The organism is Terrisphaera buseokensis, from assembly GCF_047521145.2.
In the GTDB taxonomy this organism is placed as follows: Bacteria; Verrucomicrobiota; Verrucomicrobiia; order Opitutales; family Opitutaceae; genus ER46.
This window is the reverse complement of sequence record NZ_CM134186.1, coordinates 4903839-4929215: the sequence shown is the minus strand read 5'-3', so window position 1 is coordinate 4929215 and position 25377 is coordinate 4903839. Positions and strand designations below refer to the sequence as shown.

At 64.8% G+C, this 25377-nt stretch carries 22 protein-coding genes; 17 read left to right on the top strand and 5 right to left on the bottom strand.

What is annotated here, in order from left to right; genetic code table 11:
• The first annotated feature begins 79 nt into the window (after positions 1-79).
• Entirely contained in the window at positions 80-1744 is a 1665-nt protein-coding gene (locus ACLJEU_RS18520; RefSeq protein WP_414660025.1) for a sodium:solute symporter family protein, read from the top strand.
• Between the two features lie 192 nt (positions 1745-1936).
• Here the strand turns inward: ACLJEU_RS18520 and ACLJEU_RS18515 are convergent, their stop codons facing one another.
• On the bottom strand, positions 1937-3940 hold the full coding sequence (locus ACLJEU_RS18515; RefSeq protein ID WP_414660026.1) for an ATP-dependent helicase: 2004 nt from the start codon (positions 3938-3940) through the stop codon (positions 1937-1939).
• 261 nt (positions 3941-4201) lie between these two features.
• Between ACLJEU_RS18515 and ACLJEU_RS18510 the strand changes: the two genes are divergently transcribed.
• Complete coding sequence (locus ACLJEU_RS18510) at positions 4202-5647, top strand: DUF4139 domain-containing protein (RefSeq protein ID WP_414660027.1); 1446 nt, start codon at positions 4202-4204, stop codon at positions 5645-5647.
• Between the two features lie 107 nt (positions 5648-5754).
• Here the strand turns inward: ACLJEU_RS18510 and ACLJEU_RS18505 are convergent, their stop codons facing one another.
• The 4 genes from ACLJEU_RS18505 to pyrH all read right to left on the bottom strand — a co-directional run bounded on the left by ACLJEU_RS18505 (position 5755) and on the right by pyrH (position 9189).
• Positions 5755-6363, bottom strand: a complete 609-nt coding sequence (locus ACLJEU_RS18505) for an REP-associated tyrosine transposase (RefSeq protein ID WP_414660028.1) — start codon at positions 6361-6363, stop codon at positions 5755-5757.
• 204 nt (positions 6364-6567) lie between these two features.
• Entirely contained in the window at positions 6568-7698 is a 1131-nt protein-coding gene (gene proB, locus ACLJEU_RS18500) for a glutamate 5-kinase (protein WP_414660029.1), read from the bottom strand.
• An 88-nt stretch (positions 7699-7786) separates the two neighbouring features.
• Positions 7787-8332, bottom strand: coding sequence for a ribosome recycling factor (gene frr / locus ACLJEU_RS18495; RefSeq protein WP_414660030.1), 546 nt, complete (start codon positions 8330-8332; stop codon positions 7787-7789).
• Between the two features lie 119 nt (positions 8333-8451).
• Positions 8452-9189, bottom strand: coding sequence for a UMP kinase (gene pyrH, locus ACLJEU_RS18490; protein ID WP_414660031.1), 738 nt, complete (start codon positions 9187-9189; stop codon positions 8452-8454).
• A 452-nt stretch (positions 9190-9641) separates the two neighbouring features.
• On the opposite strand from pyrH, the gene ACLJEU_RS18485 reads away from it, so the two are divergent.
• From ACLJEU_RS18485 to ACLJEU_RS18415, 15 genes are read left to right on the top strand one after another with little or no spacing between them, the layout of a single operon-like run.
• Positions 9642-10313, top strand: coding sequence for a hypothetical protein (locus ACLJEU_RS18485; protein WP_457795273.1), 672 nt, complete (start codon positions 9642-9644; stop codon positions 10311-10313).
• A 4-nt stretch (positions 10314-10317) separates the two neighbouring features.
• The gene (locus ACLJEU_RS18480) at positions 10318-12090 is read left to right on the top strand and encodes a GspE/PulE family protein (protein ID WP_414660033.1); all 1773 of its coding nucleotides are present in this window, start codon (positions 10318-10320) and stop codon (positions 12088-12090) included.
• Between the two features lie 13 nt (positions 12091-12103).
• Positions 12104-13369, top strand: a complete 1266-nt coding sequence (locus ACLJEU_RS18475; protein WP_414660034.1) for a type II secretion system F family protein — start codon at positions 12104-12106, stop codon at positions 13367-13369.
• A gap of 10 nt (positions 13370-13379) precedes the next feature.
• Positions 13380-13862 carry a type II secretion system major pseudopilin GspG gene (gspG, locus tag ACLJEU_RS18470; RefSeq protein WP_414660035.1) on the top strand — a complete coding sequence of 161 codons (483 nt, stop codon included), beginning with the start codon at positions 13380-13382 and terminating at the stop codon, positions 13860-13862.
• Positions 13840-14439 carry a pilus assembly FimT family protein gene (locus tag ACLJEU_RS18465; protein WP_414660036.1) on the top strand — a complete coding sequence of 200 codons (600 nt, stop codon included), beginning with the start codon at positions 13840-13842 and terminating at the stop codon, positions 14437-14439. Before gspG ends, ACLJEU_RS18465 begins: the two co-directional genes overlap by 23 nt.
• Positions 14429-14908 (top strand): PulJ/GspJ family protein, encoded by a 480-nt coding sequence (locus ACLJEU_RS18460; protein ID WP_414660037.1) that lies wholly within the window; start codon positions 14429-14431, stop codon positions 14906-14908. Before ACLJEU_RS18465 ends, ACLJEU_RS18460 begins: the two co-directional genes overlap by 11 nt.
• Complete coding sequence (locus tag ACLJEU_RS18455) at positions 14908-15723, top strand: type II secretion system protein GspJ (RefSeq protein WP_414660038.1); 816 nt, start codon at positions 14908-14910, stop codon at positions 15721-15723. Before ACLJEU_RS18460 ends, ACLJEU_RS18455 begins: the two co-directional genes overlap by 1 nt.
• Entirely contained in the window at positions 15720-17162 is a 1443-nt protein-coding gene (locus tag ACLJEU_RS18450) for a hypothetical protein (RefSeq protein ID WP_414660039.1), read from the top strand. Before ACLJEU_RS18455 ends, ACLJEU_RS18450 begins: the two co-directional genes overlap by 4 nt.
• 2 nt (positions 17163-17164) lie before the next feature.
• Entirely contained in the window at positions 17165-18565 is a 1401-nt protein-coding gene (locus ACLJEU_RS18445) for a hypothetical protein (protein WP_414660040.1), read from the top strand.
• Positions 18562-19113 (top strand): hypothetical protein, encoded by a 552-nt coding sequence (locus ACLJEU_RS18440; RefSeq protein WP_414660041.1) that lies wholly within the window; start codon positions 18562-18564, stop codon positions 19111-19113. The genes ACLJEU_RS18445 and ACLJEU_RS18440 overlap by 4 nt, the downstream gene beginning before the upstream one ends.
• Positions 19110-19766 carry a hypothetical protein gene (locus tag ACLJEU_RS18435; RefSeq protein ID WP_414660042.1) on the top strand — a complete coding sequence of 219 codons (657 nt, stop codon included), beginning with the start codon at positions 19110-19112 and terminating at the stop codon, positions 19764-19766. Before ACLJEU_RS18440 ends, ACLJEU_RS18435 begins: the two co-directional genes overlap by 4 nt.
• A gap of 4 nt (positions 19767-19770) precedes the next feature.
• Positions 19771-20982, top strand: a complete 1212-nt coding sequence (locus ACLJEU_RS18430; protein WP_414660043.1) for a secretin N-terminal domain-containing protein — start codon at positions 19771-19773, stop codon at positions 20980-20982.
• 40 nt (positions 20983-21022) lie between these two features.
• Positions 21023-22168: a type II secretion system protein GspD gene (locus ACLJEU_RS18425; protein ID WP_414660044.1), complete on the top strand. Its 1146-nt coding sequence runs from the start codon at positions 21023-21025 to the stop codon at positions 22166-22168.
• Positions 22169-22213: 45 nt separating this feature from the next.
• Positions 22214-23743, top strand: a complete 1530-nt coding sequence (locus ACLJEU_RS18420) for a sensor histidine kinase (protein ID WP_414660045.1) — start codon at positions 22214-22216, stop codon at positions 23741-23743.
• Positions 23740-25110 carry a sigma-54-dependent transcriptional regulator gene (locus tag ACLJEU_RS18415; RefSeq protein WP_414660046.1) on the top strand — a complete coding sequence of 457 codons (1371 nt, stop codon included), beginning with the start codon at positions 23740-23742 and terminating at the stop codon, positions 25108-25110. Before ACLJEU_RS18420 ends, ACLJEU_RS18415 begins: the two co-directional genes overlap by 4 nt.
• Positions 25111-25377: the final 267 nt, after the last annotated feature.

Here is a 25377-nt window from a genome sequence, read left to right as displayed (position 1 = left end):
AGGCCGGTAAAGCTCACGAAGTCGTCGGCGCAACGCGTCCTCCGCTCTGGAACCCCAGCTCCGCGTTCACCCCGCTCCCGTGTTCGGACTTCATCCCTACGATCTCGCCGTCATCGTCGGCTACCTGCTCGTCACTGCGGCCATCGGCCTGTCGGTTGCGCGACGGGTCAGGGACACGAACCACTATTTCATGGGCAACCGGAGCTTCGGGAAGCTCCTCATGCTCGGCCAGTCGTTCGGCATCGGCACGCACGCCGATCAGCCCGTCGGCACCGCGGGCAAGGCGTACCAATGGGGCTTCTCGGGACTGTGGTTCGGCTGGAAGTTCATCTTCTGCACGCCGCTCTACTGGATCATCGCCCCGGTGTTCCGGCGGCTGCGTTGCGTGACCAGCGCGGATTACATGGAGGCGCGATTCGGGCGGGGCGTCGGTCTGCTCTACGGGATTTACGCCCTCGTGTTTCTGATGATCAACATGTCGGCGATGCAGAACGGCGCCGGCAAGGTCGTGAGCCAGGCGACGGGCGGCGCGATCCCTCACGGCGTGGTGGTGTGGTCGATGACGGGAATTTTCATCGTCTACAGCCTCGTCGGTGGCCGCATCTCCGCGGCGGTGACGGATTTTTTCCAGAGTTTCCTCATCATCGTCCTGTCGTTCATCATCGTGCCGTTCGGCCTCGCGAAGCTCGGCGGATTTCAGGCCATGAAGGCGTCGCTCACGGAAGCGCAGCTTTCGCTCAGCGTCCCCGGCGGCCTGACGCTCGGGTTGATCGCGGTGCTCAGTCTCCAAAGCATGTTCGGCATCTTCGCCCAACCGCAGCAGATGGCCGCGGTGGGCACCGGCAAGACGGAGATGAACTGCCGGATCGGTTTCACCTACGGCAACATGGTGAAACGGATCTGCACCATCGGCTGGGTGTTGGTCGGCCTGATCGTGATTGCGATGGCGGGTCGGCAGATGATCCCGCCGTTGCAGGATCATGAGGCGGCCTTCGGCGTTGCCTGCCAGACATTGCTCGGCCCCGGCTTCCTCGGGCTCATGGTGGCCAGCGTGCTCGCGACCAACATGTCGACCTGCTCCGCCATGATGGTCGATTTGGGCGCGCTCTTCGTGCAGAACGTGTACAAGCCGTACTTCCGTCCGGCTGCACCCGACGCGCACTATCTGGCGATGGGCCGCGTGTCCGGAGTGATCCTCACGTTTGGATCGATGGGCCTGGTTTACGTGCTGCCGAACGTTCTCGATGCAATTCTCCAGAGCGACAGCCTGGCCGCCTTCATGGGCGTGCCGTTCATCGCCGGGCTGGTGTGGAAGCGCGCGAATCGCGCCGGGGCGCTGGCGGCGTTCGTGGTCGGCACCGGGATGAACGTCGGCCTGAGCCTGTACCGGCACGGCAATGTCGCGGAGTGGCGGCAGGATATCTTTCTCTGGTCGCTCGCCGCGAGTCTGGTCGCGCTGGTCGTGGGCAGCCTGCTTACGGCACCGGAACCGGAGGAGCATTGGACTCACCTGCAAGCGCGTCTTCATCTGCCGGCGTCGGTCGAAGATGCCCCGCCGGCCCAACGCGCCGAGCTGGCGCGCGTCGCCGAGGCTCGCGGCGAAGGCCTCCTGCTCGCCGATCTCTTTCAGCTGCGACGGACCTTTTCGTTTCAACGCTATCGCAACGATCTCGTGGGCGCGGGCGTGGCCGCCGGCATCGTCGCCGCGCTCATCGCCTTCGCCGTAGCTCTCGCCCGCGCGTAGGCCGGCAAACGGGCGAACAGCGCAGAGTCGGTTTACCCTCCCGGAGGATTTTTACAGGAGGCAACGGAGGTCACTGAGAAAAGGCCCGGACTCGATTGCCTCTGTTGCCTCCTGTAAGATTTCTGCGGTCTCGGTGTGGCCGCCTACATCAAACGCTGGACACATTTTTTCTTAAGTTGCCCGTGCGGGCTCTCACCACCCGTAGCTGCGCTTCATCTTCAACGGCTGGTAGAGATCACTCGAAAGCTCGGTGAGGAAACGACTCGGCGTCTGCAGCATCGCGGGCCCGCCCTTGGTGTTCACCTTGGGGAAACACAGGTAGAGCTCGTCGCGCGCGCGGGTGACCGCGACGTAGAACAGCCGGCGCTCCTCCTCGACGTCACCGGCCTCGATCGCACGGCGCAGGGGAAACATGCCGTCCGCGAGGCTGATCAGGAAAACGGCGGAGTACTCGAGGCCCTTGGCCTGGTGCACGGTCGTCAGTCGCAGAGCGTCGGCGTCGGGATCGGCCGAACGATCACTGGTCTCGCTGTTGAGCAGCATGACCTGCGCGAGCAGTTCCTGCATGTCCTCGTAGCGCGACGCGAAACCGATCATCGATTTCAAGTCGTCCAGCCGCGAAATGTAATTCGAGAACGCGCCCTTGAGGTAGTCGCCGTACCAGCCGTCGATGGCGATCTCGACGGCGTTGTGCGGCTTCATCGTGCGCATCATTTCCTTCACCTGCTGGAGCGAGGCCACGAACTTGGGCCACTCCTCCTTGGCGTCCTTCGGCACGCGTGACGCCACATCGTCGGTGGCGAGTGCATCGATGAAGTCCTGCTGCATCAGACGCGCGTGTTCGTGCGCGGCGGCGTGGAGCTTTTGCGCGTTCTTGTCGCCGACCTTCGGCAGCAGCACGGCGATGCGATTCCACGCGGCGGTGTCGCTCGGGTTGTAGACGAAGCGCAGCAGCGCAATGAGATCGCGGATGTGCGCCTGCTCGAAGAACCGCACGCCGCTCGTGATCTGATACGGAATCTGCAGCCGCGACAGTTCGAGCTGGATGTCGAGGGCCTGGAAATGCGCGCGGTAAAGAATCGCGATGTCGCTCAGCGAGCAGCCTTCGTCGACGAGCCCGCGGATGCGTTGGACGATGAACTGCGCCTGCTCGCGGCCGTCCATCGCCTGCACGAAATACGGTTTCTCCGAATTGGCGCGATGCGGCCGCAATTCCTTCTCGAACGAGCGGCCCTTCGGTTGCGCGAGCAGCACGCCGTTGGCCAGCGCGAGGATCTGCGGCGTCGAGCGGTAATTCGTCTCGATGCGGTGAATCTGCGTGCCCGGGTGGCGGTCGGGAAACGTCAGGATGTTTTCGACGTTCGCGCCCCGCCACGTGTAGATGCACTGCGCGTCATCGCCGACGGCCATCACGCGGTGGTGCGAGCCGATGAGATCGACGATCTGAGACTGCAGGACGTTGGTGTCCTGGTACTCGTCGACGAGCACATGGCGGAAGCGGTGCGCGAAATACGCGGCGGTTTCCGGCGAGCGTTTCAACAGATCGAGCCAGTGTTCGAGCAAGTCATCGTAATCCAGGATGCTGGCCTCGCGTTTCTTCTCCGCGTACTTCTTCGCGAAGAGCGGCACGCGCTCGATGATGGCCTCGTGTTGCGGGAAGAAGCGCTGGATCGTCTCGCTCAGCGGCAGCTGCGTGTTGCGCGACATCGAGATGATCGAATGCAACGGACCCGCGCGCGGATGGGTCTTGTCCTTGAAGAACGTCTTGTCGGCGGTCTCGACGGCGTCACGGAGCACGCCCTCGGACTCCTCGGCGTCGAGAATCGTGAAACTGCGCGGCAGGCCGATGGCGGCGCCGTGCATGCGCAGGGCGCGATGCCCGATGCTGTGAAACGTGCCGCCCCAGAACCGGCCGGGCTCGACGCCGGTCAGCTCGTGCACCCGGTGGAGCATTTCCTTCGCGGCCTTGTTGGTGAATGTGAGCAGCAGGATGTCGCCGGGCCGCGCGCCCCGCGAAAGCAGGTAAGCCACCCGGTAGGTGAGGGTGCGGGTCTTGCCCGAGCCGGCGCCGGCGAGCACGAGCAGTGGCCCCGGTTCCGCGGTCACGGCGGCAAACTGTTCGTCGTTGAGTTCCCGGCGGAAATCAATCGGCGGAAAGCCTTGCGGCGCGGAAGCTGGGTCCAGGGCGAAATCCATGAAGGCGTGGTGCGAAAGGAGGATGGCCGCAAAAAGGCGCTGGCGGCGCAAAGAAAATCAGAGCGAACGCAGGGGGAATGGGAATCCGATTGCGACGGATCCAAGTCTTGGGCCCACGGAACACACGGAATACACGGAAAACGGGCCTGAGCTTCCGTGTATTCCGTGTGTTCCGTGGGCACCCTGCTGAAAGACGGAGTCGACGGTGGAGTCGGAATTTTTCCAAGGAACTCGCTGCTGGCGCGTCTATCCTAGATGGCTATGTCTTATGTCATGAACATCCGGCTCGTTTCGCTGCTTTCCGTCGTCGCTTCCACTGCGTTCGCCCAGCCGGCGCTCACGGTTTACAATCAGGGCTTCGCGGTGGTGCGCGAGCGCGTGCCGCTCGACCTCAAGGCGGGCGAGAACGCATTCACGTTTGCCGGCGCCACGGCGATGCTCGAAGCGGACTCCGTGGTCCTGCGCGATCCGGCGGGCAAGGTGGCGTTGCGCGTGCTGGAGCAAAGCTACCGCGCCGACGTGATGTCACAGGGCGTGCTGCTCGCCCTCAACGAGGGCAGGGCGATCGATTTTCTCGTCCGCGATCAAAACGCCAAGGAATACACGGTGAGCGGCAAGGTCATCCGCAGCGGCTACGCGCCGGGGGGCGAACAAAGCGCGCCGATCATCGAGGTCGACGGCAAGCTGCGGTTCTCGCTGCCGGGCGAGCCGTTGTTTCCGACCCTGCCAGGTGACGGGGTGCTGAAACCGACGCTCACGTGGAAAATCGGCGTGGCCCAGCCGGCGAAGCTGGAGGCCGAACTCGCCTACATCACGGGCGGGTTGAGCTGGCAGTCGGCGTACAACCTGGTCGCGCCGGAGAAGGGCAACCAACTCGACGTCGTGGGCTGGGTGACGGTGAACAACCAAAGCGGCAAGGTGTTTGAGAACGCCGCGGTCAAGCTGATGGCGGGCGATGTGAACAAGATCGCGCCGAAGGCCGCGCGGGGCGGCGGGCCCGTCCGCATGGAGATGATGGCGATGGCGTCGATGGATGCCGCGGTCACCGAAAAAGCCTTCGATGAATTTCACCTCTACACGCTTCCGCGCGCGGTGACGCTCCGCGACCGCGAGACCAAGCAGGTCGAGTTCATGCGCGCGACGGGCGTGACGGCGCCGGTGATCTATGTCTTCGACGGCGCGTCGAACTACGGCACGTACCGGGGCGGCATGATGCGCGATCCCGGCTTTGGCACGCAGGGCAACACCAAGGTGTGGGTGATGCGGGAATTCAAGAACAGCGAGGAGAACAAGCTCGGGCTCCCGTTGCCGAAGGGGCGGCTGCGGTTTTACCGTCGTGACGACGCCGACGGCCGCATCGAGTTCACTGGTGAGAGCGAGTTGGATCACACCGCGAAGAATGAAATGATCCGGGTGAAGACTGGCGATGCCTTCGACGTCGTGGGTGAGCGGATACGCACGAACTTCAACGGCAACAACCGCCAGGATTTCGCCGAGGAGGATTTCGAAATCAAGGTGCGCAACCGCAAGGCCGAGCCCGTGACGGTGCGAATCGTCGAGCACCTCTATCGCTGGAACAACTGGCGGATCGTGCAGCAGTCGGACGAGTTCACGAAGAAGGATGCGCAGACGATCGAGTTCAACGTGACCGTCCCGCCGGATACGCAGAAGACCGTGACGTATCGGGTGCGTTACGAGTGGAAGTGAGGGAAGGACGTGATGGGGAAGATCGGCCTGGGACCGCGACCGCCCCCGGTCGCTGATTAGGGCGACCGGGGGCGGTCGCGGTCCAAGTGCTGCACGGTTCCGATGGTCTACACCGGTCCTTGGTACGCTCTGCTCCACGGCCAATCTTCCGCCCGGGCCACGAGTCCCGCAGTCACCGGATTGCGATGGATGTAATCCACGGCGGCGCGGTAGTGCCGTTGGTTGCGGATGTACCGATCGAAGTAGTCCAGCTGCCAAATCCGCCCTCTCCGGATCTGTGGCCCCCCTGGACCGCGACCGCCCCCGGTCGCCTCCGCATCCGTCGCTTCCAAAATCCTCCGCGCACTCACGCTCTTCCAAGCCGAAACCGTCTTCCCAATCGTCACCTCCGCCAGCGGCTCGACGATCACATGCACGTGATTCGGCATGATCACCCACGCGTAAAGCCGGTAGTCGTGGTCGTTCCGATGATGGAGGGCGTCACGCACCGCTGCCGCACAAGACGGCTGCCGCAACAGACACGTACCGTGGTGCGCGTCGAGGTAATGCTCGACAGCGGCGCGACGCTGGGCGTCATCGAGCGCCTGTTCTTCAAGTCGTCGGCAGACGTGAACAGGAAGCGAATCCGCCAGGTGATAGGTGATGGCCTGCATGGCCCGGCCGTCGTCGAAGTGCGGGAGGTAGCCGCGGGCATGCCAGCCGGGAGAATCGGGCATGATTGATTCTGGGACCGCGACCGCCCCCGGTCGCCAGCCGTACGGATGCCCGAAACACAGTACAAGCAGCGACCGAGGGCGGTCGCGGTCCCAGTCCGGTCCCAGTCCGGTCCCAGTCCGGTCCCAGTCCGGTCCCAGTCCGGTCCCAGTCCGGTTGCAAGCCGATCGCCTGACCCACTTCAACTCCTCCGCGCACTCACCCGCCTACAACAACACCAGATCGTTCCGGTGCACGACCTCGAGCCGCTTGCGCGCAGGATAGAGCCGGGCGACGTCGGCGCCGTGTTTGCCGGCGAGCGCCGGAATTTCCGCGCTGCCGAACGCCGCTTTGCCGCGGGCGAACACTTCTTTGTCCGGCCCGGCGATGTTGACGATGTCACCGGCGGCAAACTCGCCTTCGTTGCCGGTGACGCCCACCGCCAGAAGACTGCGGCCCTGGTCGCGCAGTACGGGCACCGCGCACGCATTCACGACGATCGTGCCGGCAGGACGCTGGAAAAAGGCGAGCCAGCGTTTCTTCGCTTCCATCGGCAGTCCGCTCGGAACGAAGAACGTGCCCGGGCCGCGGCCCGCGAAAAGTTTCTCGAGGATGCGCGGCTCGGATCCGCTCGCGATGAACACGCCGCAGCCCGCCTTAATCGCGAGCTTCGCCGCGGAGATCTTGCTGATCATGCCGCCCGTCGCGGTCTCGCTGGTCGTGCCGCCGGCCATCGCCTCGATCTCCGGCGTGATCCGCTCCACCACGGGCACGATTTCCTTCGTGCCCTTCATGTCGATCAGGCCGGGCGCGGTGGACAAAATGACGAGATAATCCGCCTGCGTGAGGCTCGCGACCATCGCCGACAGCGTGTCGTTGTCGCCGAACTTCAGCATCGCGCGAATTTCGGCCGCGCTGACGGTGTCGTTTTCGTTGATGATCGGCACCGTGCCGTAGGCGATGAGCTGTTCGAGGCACTGCTTGATGCCCAGGTAACGATCGCGATCGCGCAGGTCTTCGTGCGTGAGCAGCACCTGGGCAACGGTGAAACCGTGCGGCGCGAAACCGGCCTGCCACGTTTGCATGAGCAACGACTGGCCGATGGCGGCGCAGGCCTGCTTTTTCGAAACATCCTTGGGTTTGCGCGCGAGCTGCAGCGCGCCCATGCCCAAGCCCACGGCACCGGAGGAAACAACGATGACCTCTGTGCCGCCCGCGCGCAACGCGGCGATCTCCGCGCACACGGCTTTGATGCGCGTCGTGTCCAGTTGTCCGATACCGGTGGTCAGGACGCCGGTGCCGAGTTTCACGACGACCCGGCGCGGACGCGCATGGCTGAGACTGGAGGCGGCGGGCATGAGGCGGGAGGCGAAGCGTGACGGCACAGCGAAAGCGCCGGCGGCAGGCGGAGGCCTGACATCCGGCGCGTTCACTGCGGCGCGTGGCTTAGACCGTCAGCAGGTCCTTCTCCTTGTGGGCGAGATGGGTGTTGATGTCGGCGATGGCCTTGTCGGTCGCGGTCTGAATGTCCTTTTCGAGGCGCTTCATTTCGTCCTCGGGCAGCTTGGCCTTCTTGGCGGTCTCGATGGCGTCGCGGCGCACGTTGCGCACATGGACGCGGCCTTCCTCGGCGAGACGGTGGGCGTTCTTGACGAACTCCTGGCGGCGCTCGCGGCTCATGTCGGGGAGCGGCACGCGGATGATTTTACCATCGATGATCGGGTTGAACCCGAGGTTGGCGTCGATGATGCCCTTGGCGATGGCCTTGGAGAGCGTGGTGTCCCACGGCTGGATTTGGATCAGGCGGGCGTCGGGCGTCGAGATGGCGGCGCACTGTTTCAGGGGCGTCATCGAGCCGTAGGCCTCGACCATCACGGTTTCCACCATCTGCGGCGTCGCCTTGCCGGTGTGGATGGAGCTGAACTCATGCAGCGTGTGATCGAGGGCTTTTTTCATGCGCGCTTGCGCGTCGTTCAGGATGGGATGGCTCATGGAGGAATGGGTTGAGAGGTGAGAGTTGAGGGTTGAGAGCCAGAAACTTCAAGGGCGAGTCGGACTGTGGTCCGAGATCTCTCAACCCTCAACTCTCAGCTCTCAACCGCCGGGCCCGCTCAGTTGCGCACCAGCGTGCCGATTTTCTCGCCGACGATCGCCTTGCGGATGGCGTGCTTGTCGTTGAGGTCGAACACCAGGATCGGGACGTTGTTGTCCATGCACAGGGAGAACGCCGTCGAATCCATCACGTTGAGCCGCTGCTTCAGCGCGTCGATGAACGTGATCTGGTCGTACTTCACCGCATCGCTGTGCTTCTTCGGGTCCTTGTCGTAGATGCCGTCGACCTTCGTCGCCTTCATGATGATGTCGGCGTGCATCTCACTGGCACGGAGGGCCGCGGTGGTGTCGGTCGAGAAATACGGATTGCCCGTGCCGGCCACGAAGATCACGACGCGGCCCTTTTCCAGATGGCGGACGGCCCGGCGCAGGATGAACGGCTCAGCAATCTGGTTCATCGGAATCGCGGACTGGACCCGGGTGTTCACGCCCAGTTTTTCCAGGCAATCCATCAGCGCGAGGCCGTTGATGACCGTCGCCAGCATGCCCATGTAATCACCGGTCGTGCGGTCCACGCCGCGCTTCTCGCCATTGAGGCCCCGGAAGATGTTGCCGCCGCCAATCACGACGCACACCTGCACGCCCAGCTCATGGATCTCCTTCACCTGCGAACAGACCTCGGACAGCGTGGCGCCGTCGATCGGATCCCCTCCTTTTCCACCCCGAAGCACTTCACCTGAGAGCTTCAGGATGACACGTTTATATTTGGCGCGGGGATCTGGTTTGGAATCACGCATGCCCTGCAGGAAACGAGCGGGAAAAATCCGCGTCAATGCCCGAGATGGTCGCATCTTCGGCGCGATCCGGTGATTTGGGCCGGGCTCACGGTCGGCGCGATCCCTCCCGTCGGAAGGGTGGTTCGCCCGACCTGAAATTGTCCGTAACGCCCAGCCTGCATGTGCGCAAGTCTTGCGCGCCCGCCGGCTTCGTTGCGCAAGGTCTGCGCAGTTTTTCCGGCTGAATCGGCGGTTGGAAAAAATTCTGATCCACTTTCCCGCTTATTTCCCGATGGCTGGGAGTGCCGCTGACTGGCAATTGCGGAGCGCAGGCGGACCGGTTTGCCCCGAGGGCCGGGTGTTTTATCGGGGGGGCGAAAGGGGGCGGTCGCAGCATTGGGTTCTGGCGAGGGTGGTGCCCGCCTGAGGCCTCACCCCCATGGCACAGGAGTTGCGATGGGGTGGGCGCCCCTATGAAAACTCCCTCGTCTTCGCGGCCTTTGGCTTCGCCGTCGCCTTCGTCCCGCGCCTCTCTGCGCGTCGTTCCGGCTCTTGGATTTGCGGCTCTGCTCTGGGTAAGCGCGGGCACCGTGTTTGCCCAGGCGCCTGCGGCCGGGGCCGATGACGCGAATCGTCGGCGGCGCCCCACGCAGGACGGCGCGGCTGGCGGGGATCGGGGTAATTTCAATCCGGCGGAAATGCAGGCGCGCATGCTGACGCAGCTGCGCGAACGGCTCGAAGTCACGGACGACGAGGAGTGGAAGGTGATTTCCGATCGCATTGCCAAGGTGAACGAACTCCGGCGCAGCGCCCCGGGCGCGGGTGGCGGCATCGGCGCCTTCATGGGCCGCGGCGGTCCGGGTGGTCCGGGCGGTGGTCCTGGTGGCGGCGCGCCGGGCGGCGGTGGCGACACCAGCGGCCGGGGCCGCGGCACGCGGACCGGCGGCGGGAGCACCGAGATGACGGCCCTCGCCAGCGCGCTGCGCGACAAGCTGCCCGACGCTGAGGTCAAATCGCGTCTCGATCGCGTGCGCGAACTGCGCAAGGAGAACGAGCTCAAGCTGACGAAGGCGCAGGAAGAATTGCGGGTCGTGTTGTCGGTTCGCCAGGAAGCGACCGCCGTGATGTTTGGCCTGCTGCCCTGAACCCGTGGCCACCGAACTTGCACCCGCCGGCGGCGCCAACGGCGTCCTCCCTGAATTGCTCGGCCGCATGATTGCGGACCGGCAGCTCACCGAGACCGATGCCCGCTCCTTCCAGAAACAGAATTCGGGTGCCGAGGCGCTGACCGAGGAGCGCGTGCTGCGCTGGCTGGCGCGCGAATACGGCGTGCCGTTTGCCAAGCTCGACGAACTCGAGCCGGACAAGCAGGTGCTGTCGCTCTTCCCCGCGCGCCTGCTGTTGCGCGACGAACTCCTGCCGCTGCGCCGGGTCGACAACCAGATTGAGATCGCCACGAGCCGGCTCTTCGCCACCCAGGGCCTCGACGGCCTGAAGGCGCTGACCGGGCTCCGGCTGCGGCCGGTGCTCGCTCCATCGGAGGCGATCCAGCGCGAGATGAAGAAACGTCTCGGCGTCGGTGCCGACACGATCGACACGCTCGACGACGAGGCGGGATTGCAGGTCGTCGACGAGAACGGCACCGGCGACAACAATCTCGACGAGGCGGCCGAGGACGCGTCGATCATCCGTTTCGTCAACCAGGTGTTGAAGGACGCGATCGAGCTGCGCGCGTCGGACGTGCACCTCGAGCCGTTCGAGGACGAACTCCGCATCCGCTATCGCATCGACGGTATTCTGCAGGAAGTGCCCGTGCCCGCGCAGATCAAACGCTTCCAGCCGGCGATCGTGGCGCGCGTGAAGATTCTCAGTCATCTCAACATCGCCGAGAAACGCCTGCCGCAGGACGGCCGCATCAAGGTCCGGATCGAGGACGCCGAGGTCGACATCCGCGTATCCATCATCCCTATGCTGCACGGCGAGGCCGTGGTCATGCGCTTGCTGCGCCAGAACTCCAAGCTGCGCGGCGCGCGCGATCTCGGCATGGGCGAACGCGAACTCACGTGTCTGCAGCGCGTGCTCGAGCTGCCGCACGGCATCGTGCTCGTCACCGGCCCCACCGGTTCCGGCAAGACGTCGACGCTCTACACCGCGCTCAACGAAATCAACGACTCGGAGCGCAAGATCATCACGATTGAGGATCCCGTCGAATATCAGCTCAAGGGCGTGAATCAGATCCAGGTGTCGGAAAAGTCCGGTCTCACCTTCGCCCGCGGCCTCCGCTCAATTCTGCGTCATGACCCCGATGTCGTGCTCATCGGTGAAATCCGCGACCAGGAAACCGCGCAGATTGCGGTCCAGGCTTCCCTCACGGGGCACTTGGTCTTTTCGACGCTGCACACCAACGACGCCGCCGGCGCGCTCACGCGTCTCGTCGACATGGGCGTGGAACCGTATCTCGTCGCTTCCTCGCTGGAAGCGGTGCTCGCGCAACGCCTCGTGCGTCTGCTCTGTCCGCATTGCAAGGAAGTCGACACGACGACCGAGTCGCGGGTGTACCGGACGAAGCTGGGCATCAAGCCCGAGGCGAAAGTGTATCGCGCGGTCGGCTGCCGCGAATGTCGTCAGACCGGCTACCATGGCCGTCGCGCGATTTTCGAATGGATGGATTCGAGCAGCGAAATCCGTTCGCTCATTTTGAAGAACGGCTCGACCGACGCCATTCGCGATTCCGCCCGCCGCGCCGGAATGAAGACGCTGGCCGAGGACGGACGCCGGCTGGTGGAGCAGGGGATTTCGACCATCGAGGAGATCTTGAGCGTCACGACCGTGCACGAAATGGAAACGACCGACGCCAAGCCGAACCATCACGCGCCCGCCACCAACGGAGCCGAAGCCGCCCTGCCGCGTTCGTTGATCTAAACTCCACTCCGCGATGCCGCAGTTTGCCTACAAGGCCATGCAGCACGATGGCGTGCTGACCGAAGGATTGCTTGAAGCCAGCAACCGCCAGGAGGCGATGCGCCAGGTGGAAGGCCGGGGCCTGAAACCGATTAAGCTGGCCGAATCGGCCGGCGGTGCCGCCCCGAAGAAACCGGGCGGTGGCGCGGGCGCCGCACCGGCGACGGGCGGCGGCTCGGCGCTGTCGTTTGGCCGGAAGGCGAAGATCACGCCGCGCATGCTGGAGAATTTCACGCGCCTGCTGTCGAGCCTGCTCGCGGCCGGCGTGCCGTTCAGCCGCGCGCTCGTCATCCTGCACCGTGAATCCGGCGAGCCGGTCGCGAAGGCCAAGTGGAAGGAGATTCACGATCTCGTGATCGACGGCATGTCGCTGTCGAAGGCGATGGAGCGCTCGCCCGAGACCTTCCCGCGCGTTTACGTGGCGATGGTCGAGGCGGGCGAGACCGGTGGCTTTCTCGACGTTGTGCTGGCGCAGATCGCAGACTTCCAGGCGCGCGAAAAGGAGCTCAAGTCGAAGGTGATGACGGCGCTGATGTATCCGATCATCCTGCTGATCCTTGCGCTCGGCGTGCTGGTGTTCCTGATGGTGTTCTTCATCCCGCGCTTCCAGCTGATCTTCGCGGGCTTCAACGCCGAACTGCCCCTGATCACGCAGGTGATCGTGAAAACGAGCGAACTCGTGCGCGGCTACGGTTTGTTTCTGGCCGCGGCCGTGGTTGTCGGCGTGATCATGCTCAAGAGCTGGTTCAACTCGCCGAAGGGCCGGCGCGCGTGGGAGGGCATGTTGCTCAAACTCTCGATCGTCGGGCCGTTGATCGCGCAATTCGCGATGGCGCGTTTCTGCCGCATGCTCGGCACGCTCTTGCAGGCCGGCGTGCCGTTGATCAGCGCGTTGAACGTCGCGCGCCGCTCCATCGGCAACCAGGTTCTCATCGACGCCGTGTCGGACTCGATCGATCGCGTGAAGGAGGGCAAACCGCTCGGCAAGAGCCTCGCGCAGAACCGCAATCTGTTTCCCGGCGCGATCGTCGAGATGATCTCGGTCGCCGAAGAGAGCGGCAAACTCGATGTCGAGTTGATGCGCATCGCCACGGTCACCGAGGGCGACCTCGATCGTCAGCTCAAGTCCGCCGTCGCGCTCGCGGAACCCGTCATGCTCTTCGTCATCGCCGCGTTCATCGGCACCATCTTCATCGGCATGGTGATCCCGATCTTCTCCCTGCAGGACCACATCAAATAATTTTTCATCCATGAATCTGAACCACTCGAAAAAGACCCCGCGCGTTTCGTTCCATCGCGGCCCAGCTCGCCGAAGCCGCGGCGAAGGCGGCTTCACCCTCGTCGAGCTCCTTCTCGTGCTCGTGATTCTCGGCATTCTCGCCGCGATCGTGGTGCCGAAGTTCGGCGGCCGCACCGAGCAGGCGCGTATCACCGCCGCGGTGACGCAGATCTCGACCTTCGGCACGGCGCTCAACGCGTTTGAAGTCGACACCGGCAGCTATCCGCGCGGCCAGGACGGTCTCCGGCAGCTGCTTGTTGCCCCCGCGGACATCACCGGCTGGCGCGGGCCGTACCTGATGAGCGACATTCCGCTCGATCCCTGGGGCCGCGCCTACCTGTACGAGTTTCCCGGCCGCGTGAATCCCAGCGGCTACGACATCGTTTCGATGGGACCGGACGGTCAGCCCGGCACGCCCGACGACGTGGTGAATGCCAGCATCACCGGAAAGTAAACGCTCGCGCCGCTGGTGTCGCGCCTTCCTCCGCCGCAATCGCAGCGGAGGCGGGTTCACCCTGATCGAATTGATCTTCGTGCTCGCGCTGCTGGCGATCGGCGCGCTGTTCGTGGCGTCGCGCATGGGCGCCTTCATCCGCGGACGCGCCCTGAACTTCGAGGCGCGGCGGCTGTTGTCGCTGTCGCATTATGCCCAGAGTCGCGCGGTCGCCGAGGGCGTGCCGATCATACTTTGGGTCAACGCCAAGGACTCCACCTACGGCATTGCGATCCAGTCCACCTTCGGCGTCACCGGCGACGACGAGGTCGACATGCACGCGGTCAGTTATACCGCCGAGTCCAGCGTGACGTTGGAAGCGCCCACGGGGCCGACGGCCGCCGTTTCCGAGCAGGAAGACGAACGCCTCGGGCTGACTGAAGGCCTCGCCGCCATCCGCTTTAATCCCGACGGCTTCTTCGACGAATCGAGCGTGATCAAGATCACGCTCCGTCAGGGCACCGAGGCCGGCCTTGAGTTGGTCCAGACGGCCAACCGCCTCGCCTACGAAATTCGCCCCGCGTCCAATGCCGACTGACGCCCAGTTCCGTCCGCATCTCGGTTCGACCAAGAACGGACCCGCCCGCCGTAGCCTTGGCGAAGGCGGCTTCACCCTCGCCGAAGTCCTCGCCGCGCTTTTGTTCATGGCGATCCTCGTGCCAGTCACGATGCAGGGCGTCACGGTGGCGAGCCGCGCGGGCATGCTGGGCCAGCGCAAGGCCGCGGCGATGCGCATCGCCGAGCGCGTGCTCGAGGAGCAGCTCGTATCCGGACAGGTCGCGACGGCCACGCCCTACGGTACGGTCGTTGACGGCGACATGAGTTATCCGTGGAGCATGAGGTCCGACCCGTGGCCGGAAGACACGGCGATCGCCCTGAACGTGCTGACCGTGCGCGTGGAGTTCACCGTGCAGGGGGCGACGTTCGACGTGGCTGTATCCACCTTGTACGATCCGGCGATCACCGTCACGACGTCCACCAGCTCACCGGCAGTCAGCGTCGAGTGATGATCTCCCGGCCTCCAGTTTCCCGTCTTAAGTGCGGCCGCAATCGCGGCCCAAGCGGACCCGTCCGCCGTAGGCTTGGCGAAGGTGCACCTGTCCGCCGTAGGCTCGGCGAAGGCGGATTCACCCTCCTCGAACTCCTCCTCGCCACCGCCATCGGCGCGGTCGTGCTGCTGGTGGTCAACGCCACGTTTTTCTCCGCGCTGCGCCTGCACAACGCCACGCATGATCGGATCGACGGCGATCTCGTGATTCAGCGCACGCTGGGCATCGTGCGCCGCGATCTCGCGGGAATCATGATCCCGCCCAACCCGCAGGCGACGACGCCCAAGCTGTCCGGGCAGCTGGTCACCGACGGTGCGACGACCAACGCGATGGACGCCACCGCCGAACGCATCACGCCGGACATCTACACGAACTCCGGCCGGCTTGATGGCTGGTCGACCTTCTCCGATGTGCAGATGGTGTCGTATTATCTCGCGCCGGCCACCGATGGATCGCCGACGAAGAATCTCGTGCGCGTCGTGACCCGCAACCTGCTCCCCGTGATCGAGGCGACCACCGAGGATCAGACGCTGCTGACCGGCGTCACGGCTGCCGCGATGAGTTATTTCGATGGCGAAAACTGGCTCGATATCTGGGACTCGACGGCGAGCAGCAGTCTGCCGACCGCCATCAAGTTCAGCGTCGTGGTCGCGCCGCGCGATCGCACCGTGTCCAGCGCGGAGCCCGCGCCGATTGAACTGATCGTGCCGGTGATCGTGAAGACGATTGCCACGTTGCAGCAGGAAGTCGCCGCGGAGGCGGCGTCGCTATGAAGCGCGTTTACGAACGCCCCCTCGCTTCCAGTCGTGGCTACGAGCGCCAGCGAGTGGCGCTGGCTCCCCGTTCGTCGCGCGGCTCCGTCCTGATCATCGTGATGTGGATCTGCCTCGGGCTCGTCGCGCTCGCGCTGTATTTCGCCAACTCGATGAACTCGGAGCTGCGCGCCGGCGACAACCGCGTCGCCGAGGTCGCGGCCCGCCAGGCCATCGCCGGCGGCATCCGCTACGCGACGTCTGTGCTGACCCAATACGCCGTCGGCGGGACGGTGCCGGCCCTCGAGGATTATCGCGCGGAGGCCGTGCCAGTGGGTGACGAGGCCAGTTTCTGGTTCATCGGTCGCGCCTATGATGCGTTGCCCTCGCAGCAACAGACCAACGAGCCTTTCTTCGCGCTCGTCGATGAGGCGTCGAAGCTGAATCTCAACACCGTGACGTCGGCGATGCTGCAGGCGCTGCCGCTGCCCGACATGACGCCCGAGTTTGCCGACGCGATCGTGGCGTGGCGGAGTGCCAACAGCCAGAACGCGGCGATCGCCGAGAACTATTATTCGCAGCTCGACCCGCCGCGGCACAACAAGGGCGCGGCCTACGAAACCGTCGACGAGCTCCGGCTCATCAACGGCGCGATGCTCCCGCTCGTGCTCGGCGAGGACATCAATCGTAACGGCGTGCTCGATGCCAATGAGGACGATGGCGAGACCTCGGCACCCCGCGATGATCAGAACGGCCAGCTGCTCGCCGGCTTGTTCGAGTATGTCACCGTTTATACGAGCGAGCCGACGACATCGGCCTCCGGTTCGCGGCGCATCAACGTCACCACGCTCACGACGCTGCAGGCGCGGCAGCAGTTGCAAAGTCGCCTCACGCAGCGCGGCATTCCGGCGCAACGCGCGGCGCAGATCATGGGACGCATTCCGTTCAGTGCGACCAATCCGACGCAGAATCGCGCCCTGACGAGCGTCGCGGATTTCATGGTGACAACGCAGATGACGGCGGACGAGTGGGTGCTCGTGCACACCGATTTGACTGCGACGACCGCGGCCAACGGCATCGCGCAGGGCCTGGTCAATGTGAACACCGCGAGCTACGCCGTGCTTTCCGCCATTCCCGGCATCGGTCCCGACAACGCGGCCACGCTCGTGGCGTTTCGGGCGGCGAATCCCTCGCTGCTGACGTCGTTCGCCTGGCTGACCCAGGTGCTCCCGGCGAACAGCATTCGCACGGCGGGCCGTTACATCACCGGCCGCTCGTATCAGTTTTCCGCGGACATTGCGGGGGTGGCGGCGAACGGTCGCGGCTACGGGCGCGTGAAGGTCGTCTTCGACATGAGCACCGGCCGGCCGCGCATTGTTTACCGACAGGATCTGACCGCGTACGGTTGGGCGCTCGGGGCCACCACGCGACGCACTCTCAGCGGAATGAAAGATACATGAGCATGAAACGGAAGACCAAGAAACGCGCCCAGTCCGTCCTCGGCCTGACGCTCATCGACGGCCAGTTGCGGGCATATCATGTGACGCGCACGAAGGGCGGTCCCGAGGTCGTGAAGGCCGTGAGTGCCGCGCTCAAACTCGATCTCCTTCATCCCGAGGCCGAGCTTGTCGGCCGCGAGCTCAAGAACCATCTCGATGAGGCGGGCGTGCGGGAGCGGCATTGCGTGGTGGGCATTCCGCCGCGGTGGCTGATGACGCAGCACACGAAGGTGCCGGATCTGGGCGTGGAGGACACGGCGAGCTACCTGCAGATCGAGGCGGAGAAAGGGTTTCCGGTCGATTTGGCGCAGTTGCAGATTGCGCGATCGTTCCAGCGTTCGACCGCCGGCGAGTTCGTCACGCAGCTCGCGGTCCGCAAGGAGCAGCTCGACCAGCTCGGCGAGGTGTTGAAGGCGGCGGGGTTGAAGCCGGTGAGTTTTTCCCTGGGCCTCGCCGTGCTGCCGCAAGCGATTCCGGCGGCCGGCAGCGGCGGCCGCATCACGGTCGCCGTCGAGCCGGCGGGCGTCACCTTTCTGATCGCAGCCGGCGGCGGCGTCGCGGCGTTCCGCACGAGCGAGGCGAGCATCGATTCCGAGGCGGGCGAGAAGATCGTCAACGGCGCCTCCATCGCCCGCGAACTGCGCATCACGTTTGAGCAGCTGCCCGCGGAGTTGCGCGCGGAAGTGCGGGAGTTGTTCCTGACTGGCGAGACGACGATGGTGCGTCAGCTCGCCGACGTCCTGGGCGACTGGGCGAAGGCGGCGGGTCTCGCGATCACGCGTGGCGACCTGCCGGAAAAGAATCTCGCCGCCGAAATGGCCGAGCGCCTCGCCGTCAACTGGCTCGAACGCGGCACGCCCGATCTCGAGTTTCTGCCGCCGTATCCAGGCCGGTGGGCGCTGCTCATGGCGCGGTACAATTCGAAGCGCCTCGCGACGGCCGGCTTTGCGGTCGCCGCCCTGGTGCTGATCGTGGTGGGCGCGTTCGGCTGGCATGAATTCCGCCGCTGGTCGCTGCAGTCCGAGTGGAACGAAATGCAGGCTCAGGTCACGCAGCTCGACGCCGTGCAGGCGCGCATCCGGGAGTTTGCGCCGTGGTACGACACCAGTTTCCGCAACCTCAGTATCATGAAACGGGTGACGGAGTGTTTCCCCGATAATGGCAGCGTCACGGCCAAGAGCTTCGAAGTCCACGGCAACGCCATCGTGACCATCAGCGGCACCGCGCGGGACAACGCCTCGCTGTTGCGCGTGCAGGAGCAGTTGCGCAAGGCCAAGGAAGTCCAGGGTCTCAAGATCGAACAGATCCGGTCCAAGAATCCGATGCAGTTCACCCTTACGTTCCGTTGGAACGCCAGCACATGAAACTGAACATTCCCGACCGCCAGCGCTGGCTCGTGATCGTCGCAGGCGCCTGCGTCGCGCTGCTCATCCTGGAATATTGGGTGCGCGCGCCGCTCTTTGGTTTATGGCAGGCGCACTCGCTCGACATCGCCAAGCTGCAGAAGAACGTCACCGTCGGTCGCAGCACGATCTCCCGCGCTGCACAGATCGAACGCCGCTGGCTGGACATGCAGTCGAACGCGCTGCCGAAGGATCCCGCGCAGGCCGAGCAGGACGTCATTTCGGCGTTCGATCGCTGGGGTCGCGCGAACAACATCGAGCTGAGTTCCATCCGCCCGCAATGGAAGCGCGGCAGCACGGACAAGTACTCGTTGCTCGAGTGCCGCGTCGATGCCACCGGCACGATCCCGACGCTCAGCCATTTCATCTACGAACTGGAACACTCGCCCCTGGCGTTGCGCGTCGACGCGGTCGAATTGACCTCCCGCGACGACAATGGCCAGAAACTTACCCTCGGCCTCATCGTCAGTGGCCTGCGGCTCTCCCCTTTGGAGCGTAAACTACAATGACCCTGCGTCCCTTCCTTCTTTTCCTGATCGCGGCCGGCGTGGGTCGGGCCGCGACCGCGGAGCCCGTCGCGGCGCCCGCGATCGTTCCAGCTCGCACACCCGCAGCGGCTGCGACCAAGACAGCGCCGGCGCGAACCGACTCCTCGGTCGCGCCCACGGCCAGTTTCGATACGTTCCGGCTCGTGAGCGACCGCAACATCTTCAATCCGAACCGCACCGGCCGGCGTGATCGCACCGCCGAGGAGAAGCCGCCGCGGACCGACATGATTGCCCTCGTGGGCACGATGGAGTCGGAGCGCGGCCTGCGGGCGTTCTTCGATGGATCCGAAACCGGTTACCGCAAGGCGCTGCGGGTGGGGGAGTCGGTCGACAAATTCAAGGTGACGCAAATCACGCCCACCGTCGTCGATCTCGAGCGTGACGGAAAGAATCTCTCGGTGAAGGTCGGGCAGCAACTGCGCCGGCCCGAGGGTGCCGATTGGGATTTGGTCGGCGAGGACGTCGTCCGTCGCGAAGCCGAGGCACGGGCGTTGGCGGAGAGCAAGGCTGACCCGGCGGCTACCGTCGTCGTGGCACCTCCGGCGTCCGAGATCGAAAAGCGCATGAGAGAGCGGCGGAAAAAGGATTTTAAAGACAAAGACTTCAAGAATTGAACCCATGAAAACCACGCATTTCACCCCGACCGTGTGGCTCGGAATCGCCGCCTTGACCGCGAGCGGGTGGGCCCAGACCGCCCCCGTTCCCGCCACGCCGCCGGCGACCGCGCCCGACGCCGCTGCCGCCCCGCGCGGCACGCTGCGCTTCAATTTCCGCGCGGCCCCGCTGGAGACGGTGCTCAACTACATGAGCGAGGCCGCGGGCTACATCATCGTGCTCGAGACGCCGGTGCGCGGCACGGTGGACGCGTTCAGCGCCCAGCCCGTCACGCGCGAAGAGGCGCTCCAGCTCGTCAACGGCGCGCTCAACAAGAACGGCTACACCAGCCTCGTGCAGGGCCGCACGATCACGATCTCCTCCAAGGAGGACGCGAAGAAGAAGAACCTCCCGATCCGCACCGGCAACGATCCGGAATCGATCCCGAACACCGCCGAGATGTTCATTCAAATCATCCCGCTCCGGCATCTCGACTCGGCCACGGCTGCGCGCGACCTCGGCACGCTGTTGCCCGGCTCCGCAACCATCACCGCCAACGCCGACAGCAATTCGCTGATCGTCACCGACACGAACATCAACCTCAAGCAGGTCGTGTCGCTGGTGAACGCCCTGGACTCGTCGAGCGACACCGTGTCGACGATGAAGATCTTCAAGCTGGTCAACGCCGACCCGTACGAGATGGCGCAGCTGCTCACGAATCTCTACGCCGCGCCCGCTTCGAACCAGCAGAATGGCCGTGGCACCACCGGCCAGTCGTCGAACAGCAGCCGTAATCTTCCGCCGGGCATCGCGGCGTTCGCGGCCGCCGGCGGCTTTGGCGGACCTGGCGGTGGATCCTCCCGTACCGGGGGCGGCCGGGGTACCAACACCAGCGTGCGCACCGTGCCCGTGGTGGCGGTGGCGGACCCTCGCACCTACTCCGTGATCGTCACTGCGGCGAAGGAACAGATGCCGGACATCACCGAGATGGTCGGGCAGCTGGACTCCAGCTCGGCCCGCAAGCAGCAGGCCTTCATCTACACGATGGAGAACGCGAACGTGAAGCAGGTGGAGACGATTCTGAAGAATCTCTTCCAGAGCAGCACGGGTCGCACGACGACCAACAACCAGCCGGATGCGTTGACGACGCGCGCGACGACCAATGCGCAGCAGAACACGACGCAGAATCTCCAGCTCAGCACCGGCAGTTCCGCCGCCACCAGCACCGCCCGCTAACCGCGGCGTCCCTCTCGCTTCAATTTAAGGAATCCTTTTTATGAATTTCGGAGTACTTCGCATCCAGCCGCGCGCGCTGGCCACAGTGGCGCTCATTGTCCTCGGCGCCGCCCAGGCGTCGGCGCAGACGCAGACTCAAGGCGGCCGCGGCGGCCCCACTGGCGGAACCACCGGCGGTGGCGGCGGTGGCGGCAGCACCAGCGGCGGCAACCGTTCGTATCAAAATACCACGATGATCGGTGACGCGACCATCTCAAGCGATGTCGACACGCGCCGGCTGATCGTCGTGACCGACGCGGCGACCAACGAGAACATCAAGGCGATCATCGCGAGTCTCGATAAGCCGAAGCCGCAGGTGTTGATCAACGTCGTCTTCCTGCAGGTGACGCATAACAACAATTTCGATCTCGGTGCCGAGGCGACCTACAAGGGCCCGATTTCCATCAAGACCAATCCCGAGGGCATCGCGTCGACGAACTTTGGCATCGAGTCCCAACGCCGCACCGACACCACGTTCTACGGCGCGTTCTATCAGCTGATCGGGCGCGATGTGAACGCGACGATCCACGCGATGTCGGGTGTGGCCAAGACCGAGATTCTCTCCCGGCCTTCCATCCTGACCCGCAGCAACCAGCAGGCGACGATCCTCGTTGGCCAGCAAGTGCCTCTCCTCGACACCTCGGTGCAGAACACGAATTCGAACTCCATCACGAGCACGGTGAACTACCGCGACGTCGGCATCATCCTGCGCGTCACGCCCTTCATCACCGCCGAGGGATTGGTGGAAATGATCGTGTCGCCGGAAATCTCCTCGCTCAGCGCGACAACGGTGTCGATTCCGGGTTCCGGCACCGCGCCGGTGATCGATCGGCGTTCCGCGGACACCGTGGTGGTGACGCCGAGCGATCGGACGATCGTGATCGGCGGACTCATCTCGTCGCAAAAAAACGACACTGACACCAAGGTGCCGGTCCTCGGGGACATTCCCCTGATCGGTTATGCGTTCAAGCGGAAGAAAAAGGAGGACGTGAAGACGGAGCTCCTGATTTTCCTGACGCCGCACGTGGTCAAGACGCCCGACGATCTTTCCCATCTCACCGAACTCGAGCGCGCAAAACTCAATCTGGCCCCGACGGCGTTCAACCAGGCCGACCTCAGCAAGTTCGTCCCGTCGGCGAAAAATTGAGGCTTGGACCCAGGGCGCTTCCGGACGCAGTGTGACGTGCGCTCCATGGGCTCGCCCGCTGCCAAACGCCGTCTTGTCATCTCTGTCACCCTGATCGGACTGGGTCTGGCAGTGTGCGGCTGGCAGGCGCAGGAGCACGTGCGGTTCAAGCGCAACGAGGCTCAGGCGCTCGTCAATCGCGGTCGCGACATCACCTCGACGCTCGGCGTGCTGCTGCGGGCGCAGCGCCGCATCTACGGCAGCATCGTCGTTTCCAAGGAACGCCTGGAGACCGCGCTGCAGGATCTCGTGCGACCCAACGAACTCGAGTCGATTGCCGTCCTCGGCGCGAAGGGCGCGACGATCGCCAGTGCCGGCACGCGCGTCGAACTGACGCCAGACATGCTGGCCGCCGGCGGGCCGTACTGGCACGACCGGACGGTCACCATCATGAATTTGATGGATCTCAGTGCTGCGGCGGGCGACGACGGCCTCCGCGTGCAGCCTCGCATCGTGGTCGCGGACGACGAACGCCAGGCGCGCGCGCTCGGCGGATTTCGACCGACGGCAGGACGGCGACCCCCGGACGCGGCGGCCGCCACCGCGCCAAAAGATGCCGCCACTCCCGCCGCTTCCACCACCACCGCTGAACTCCCCGCGGCCGGTGCCGGTCGCTCGGTCTTCGGTCGTCCTCAGGGCATGCTCAAGGAAGACTACGAGGCGCTCATCCAGAAGCAGGGCATGCACAGTCTCCTGTTGTCGATCTCGACGGCGGAGATGAAACGCCGCGTGAACGCCGATCTCCTGTTGCGCTCGCTCGTCAGTCTGCTCGCGATGGGCGGCGCGATCGTTTCGACGCTCGCCTGGCGGAACGTCGGCAAGAACGCGGAGCTCCAGATTCGCCTGGTCAAGGCCGGCGAGATGAACACGCACCTCAAGGCGATGAATCTCGCCGCCGCGGGCCTTGCCCATGAAACCCGGAATCCACTCAACCTGATCCGCGGCTTGGCGCAGATGATCGCGATGCAGGCGAAGGACGCGCCGAAACTGAAGGAGCACGCCTCGACGATCATCGAGGAAGCCGATCGCGTGACCGTCCAGCTGAACGAGTTCATCGATTACTCGAAGCCCCGCGAAGCCCACTTTGCCCCGGTGGAGATCGCGCGCCTTGCGACCGATGTGATCCGCACGCTGATGCCGGACATCGAGGACAAGCAAATCCAGGTGCAACCACCCGTCGCCCCGCTCGTGGTGCAGGCGGATGAGCAACTCGTCCGGCAGGCGCTCTTCAATTTGCTCCTCAACGCCGTGCAGGCAGTCGAGCCCGGCGGTCGCGTTGAGATTCGCTGGATGGCGACGGGCCCGGAGGAGGTGGCGTTGGAGGTCTGCGACGACGGCCCGGGCGTGCCCGAGGCGGAGCGCGTCAACATCTTCAAGCCCTACGTCACGATGCGGCCGAAAGGCGTCGGCCTCGGTCTCGCGATTGTGCAGCAGATCGTGTCGGCGCATCGCTGGGAAATCGCCTGCCTGGCCAACGAACCGCGCGGCGCCATCTTTCGCCTGAGCCGGATCAAGTCGCAATCGTCCGCGGCATGAAAGCCGACGTCACCAAGACGGCCCGCATCCTCGTGGTCGACGACGACCAGGGACAGCGCAGTCTGCTGGAAACGTTTCTCCAGGCGAAGGGATTCCGGACGCAGACCGCGGCCTCCGGCGAGGCGGCGCTGCAGCTGCTCGCGGACGAGCCGTTTGCGATGATGATCAGCGATGTGCGCATGCCCGGAATTTCGGGGATCGAGACGCTGCGTCGCGTGCGGGAAAAACATCCGTTGCTCCCGGTGCTGCTGGTGACGGCCTTCGCCGATATTCGCAGCGCGGTGGCCGCCATGCGTGACGGCGCGGTCAACTACCTCGCCAAGCCGATCGATCTCGACGAACTCATGATGTCCGTGCGCCTGGCGCTCGATCCGCAGGCGGAGCCGGCGACCGAGGAGGCGTCCGACACCTCGATTCCGCCCGGCGTGATCACGCAGAGTCCGCTGATGCGGGCCGTGTTTCGTGACGCGGCCGTCATCGCGCCCTCGGAAACCCGCGTGCTGATCACGGGCGAGAGCGGCGTCGGCAAGGAGGTCGTGGCCGACGTCATCCACGCATGGAGCCGGCGTTCAGCGGGGCCGCTCGTGAAGGTGAATTGTGCGGCGATTCCGGAGAACCTCCTGGAGAGCGAATTGTTCGGTCACGAGAAAGGCTCGTTTACCGGGGCGGTGCAGCAGCGGATCGGGCGCTTCGAGGAGGCGAAAGGCGGCACGATTTTTCTCGATGAAATCGGCGAGCTGCCGCCTTCACTGCAGGCCAAGCTACTGCGCGTGATCAACGACGGATCGTTCCGCCGGATTGGATCGAGTCGCGATTTGCAGACCGACGCGCGCGTGCTGGCGGCCACCAACCGCGATCTCGAGGCACAGATTGCGGCCGGGCGTTTTCGCGAGGATTTGTTTTACCGGCTCAACGTGATGGAGATTCACCTGCCGCCCCTGCGGGAGCGGCCCGAGGACATTCTCCCGCTGGCCACCCATTTCATCGGCGTGTTCTCCAATCGGAAGTCGCGCTTCTCGGCCACGGTGGCCGCCGGTCTCACGAGTTATCGGTGGCCGGGCAATGTCCGGGAACTGCGCAACGCGATGGAGCGAGCGGCGCTGTTGTCGCGTGGCGACATCGTGCTCCCGGAACATCTGCCGGCGCGGATCCTCGCGGCCGGCACGGAGGCGGTGCCGGCGCTGCCGCACGGTGAGACGCAACGGCTCGAGGAAATCGAGCGCGAGGCGATCCTGAAAACCCTGCGGAAAAACAAATACAACCGGACGGAGACGGCGCGCGAACTGGCCATCAGCCGGCGCGCGCTCACGTACAAGTTACAGCGGCTCCGCGCTGAGGGCGTGCCGATTGATTTGCCCGGGACGTAACACTGGCAATCGACGTAAGCGGCGGGCCTGAGCTCTCACGCGTCTCGCCTTGCAGTGTGGCAGAGCGACCGAATCAGCGGAACCGACGTCGGCCGTCCCCGGGAGCGCGGACGTTTCGACTGCATGCGGCCGGAGCGGACGGGGGCGTCCGCGGTCCCAGGGGCCCAAGGGATACGACTTCCCTGACGTGGGACGTTGTGTCTTCGCCGACGGGCCCAGGGAAGTCGCCCTCGGCCGCGTCGGTACCATTCCAATTCCCCGTTGCTT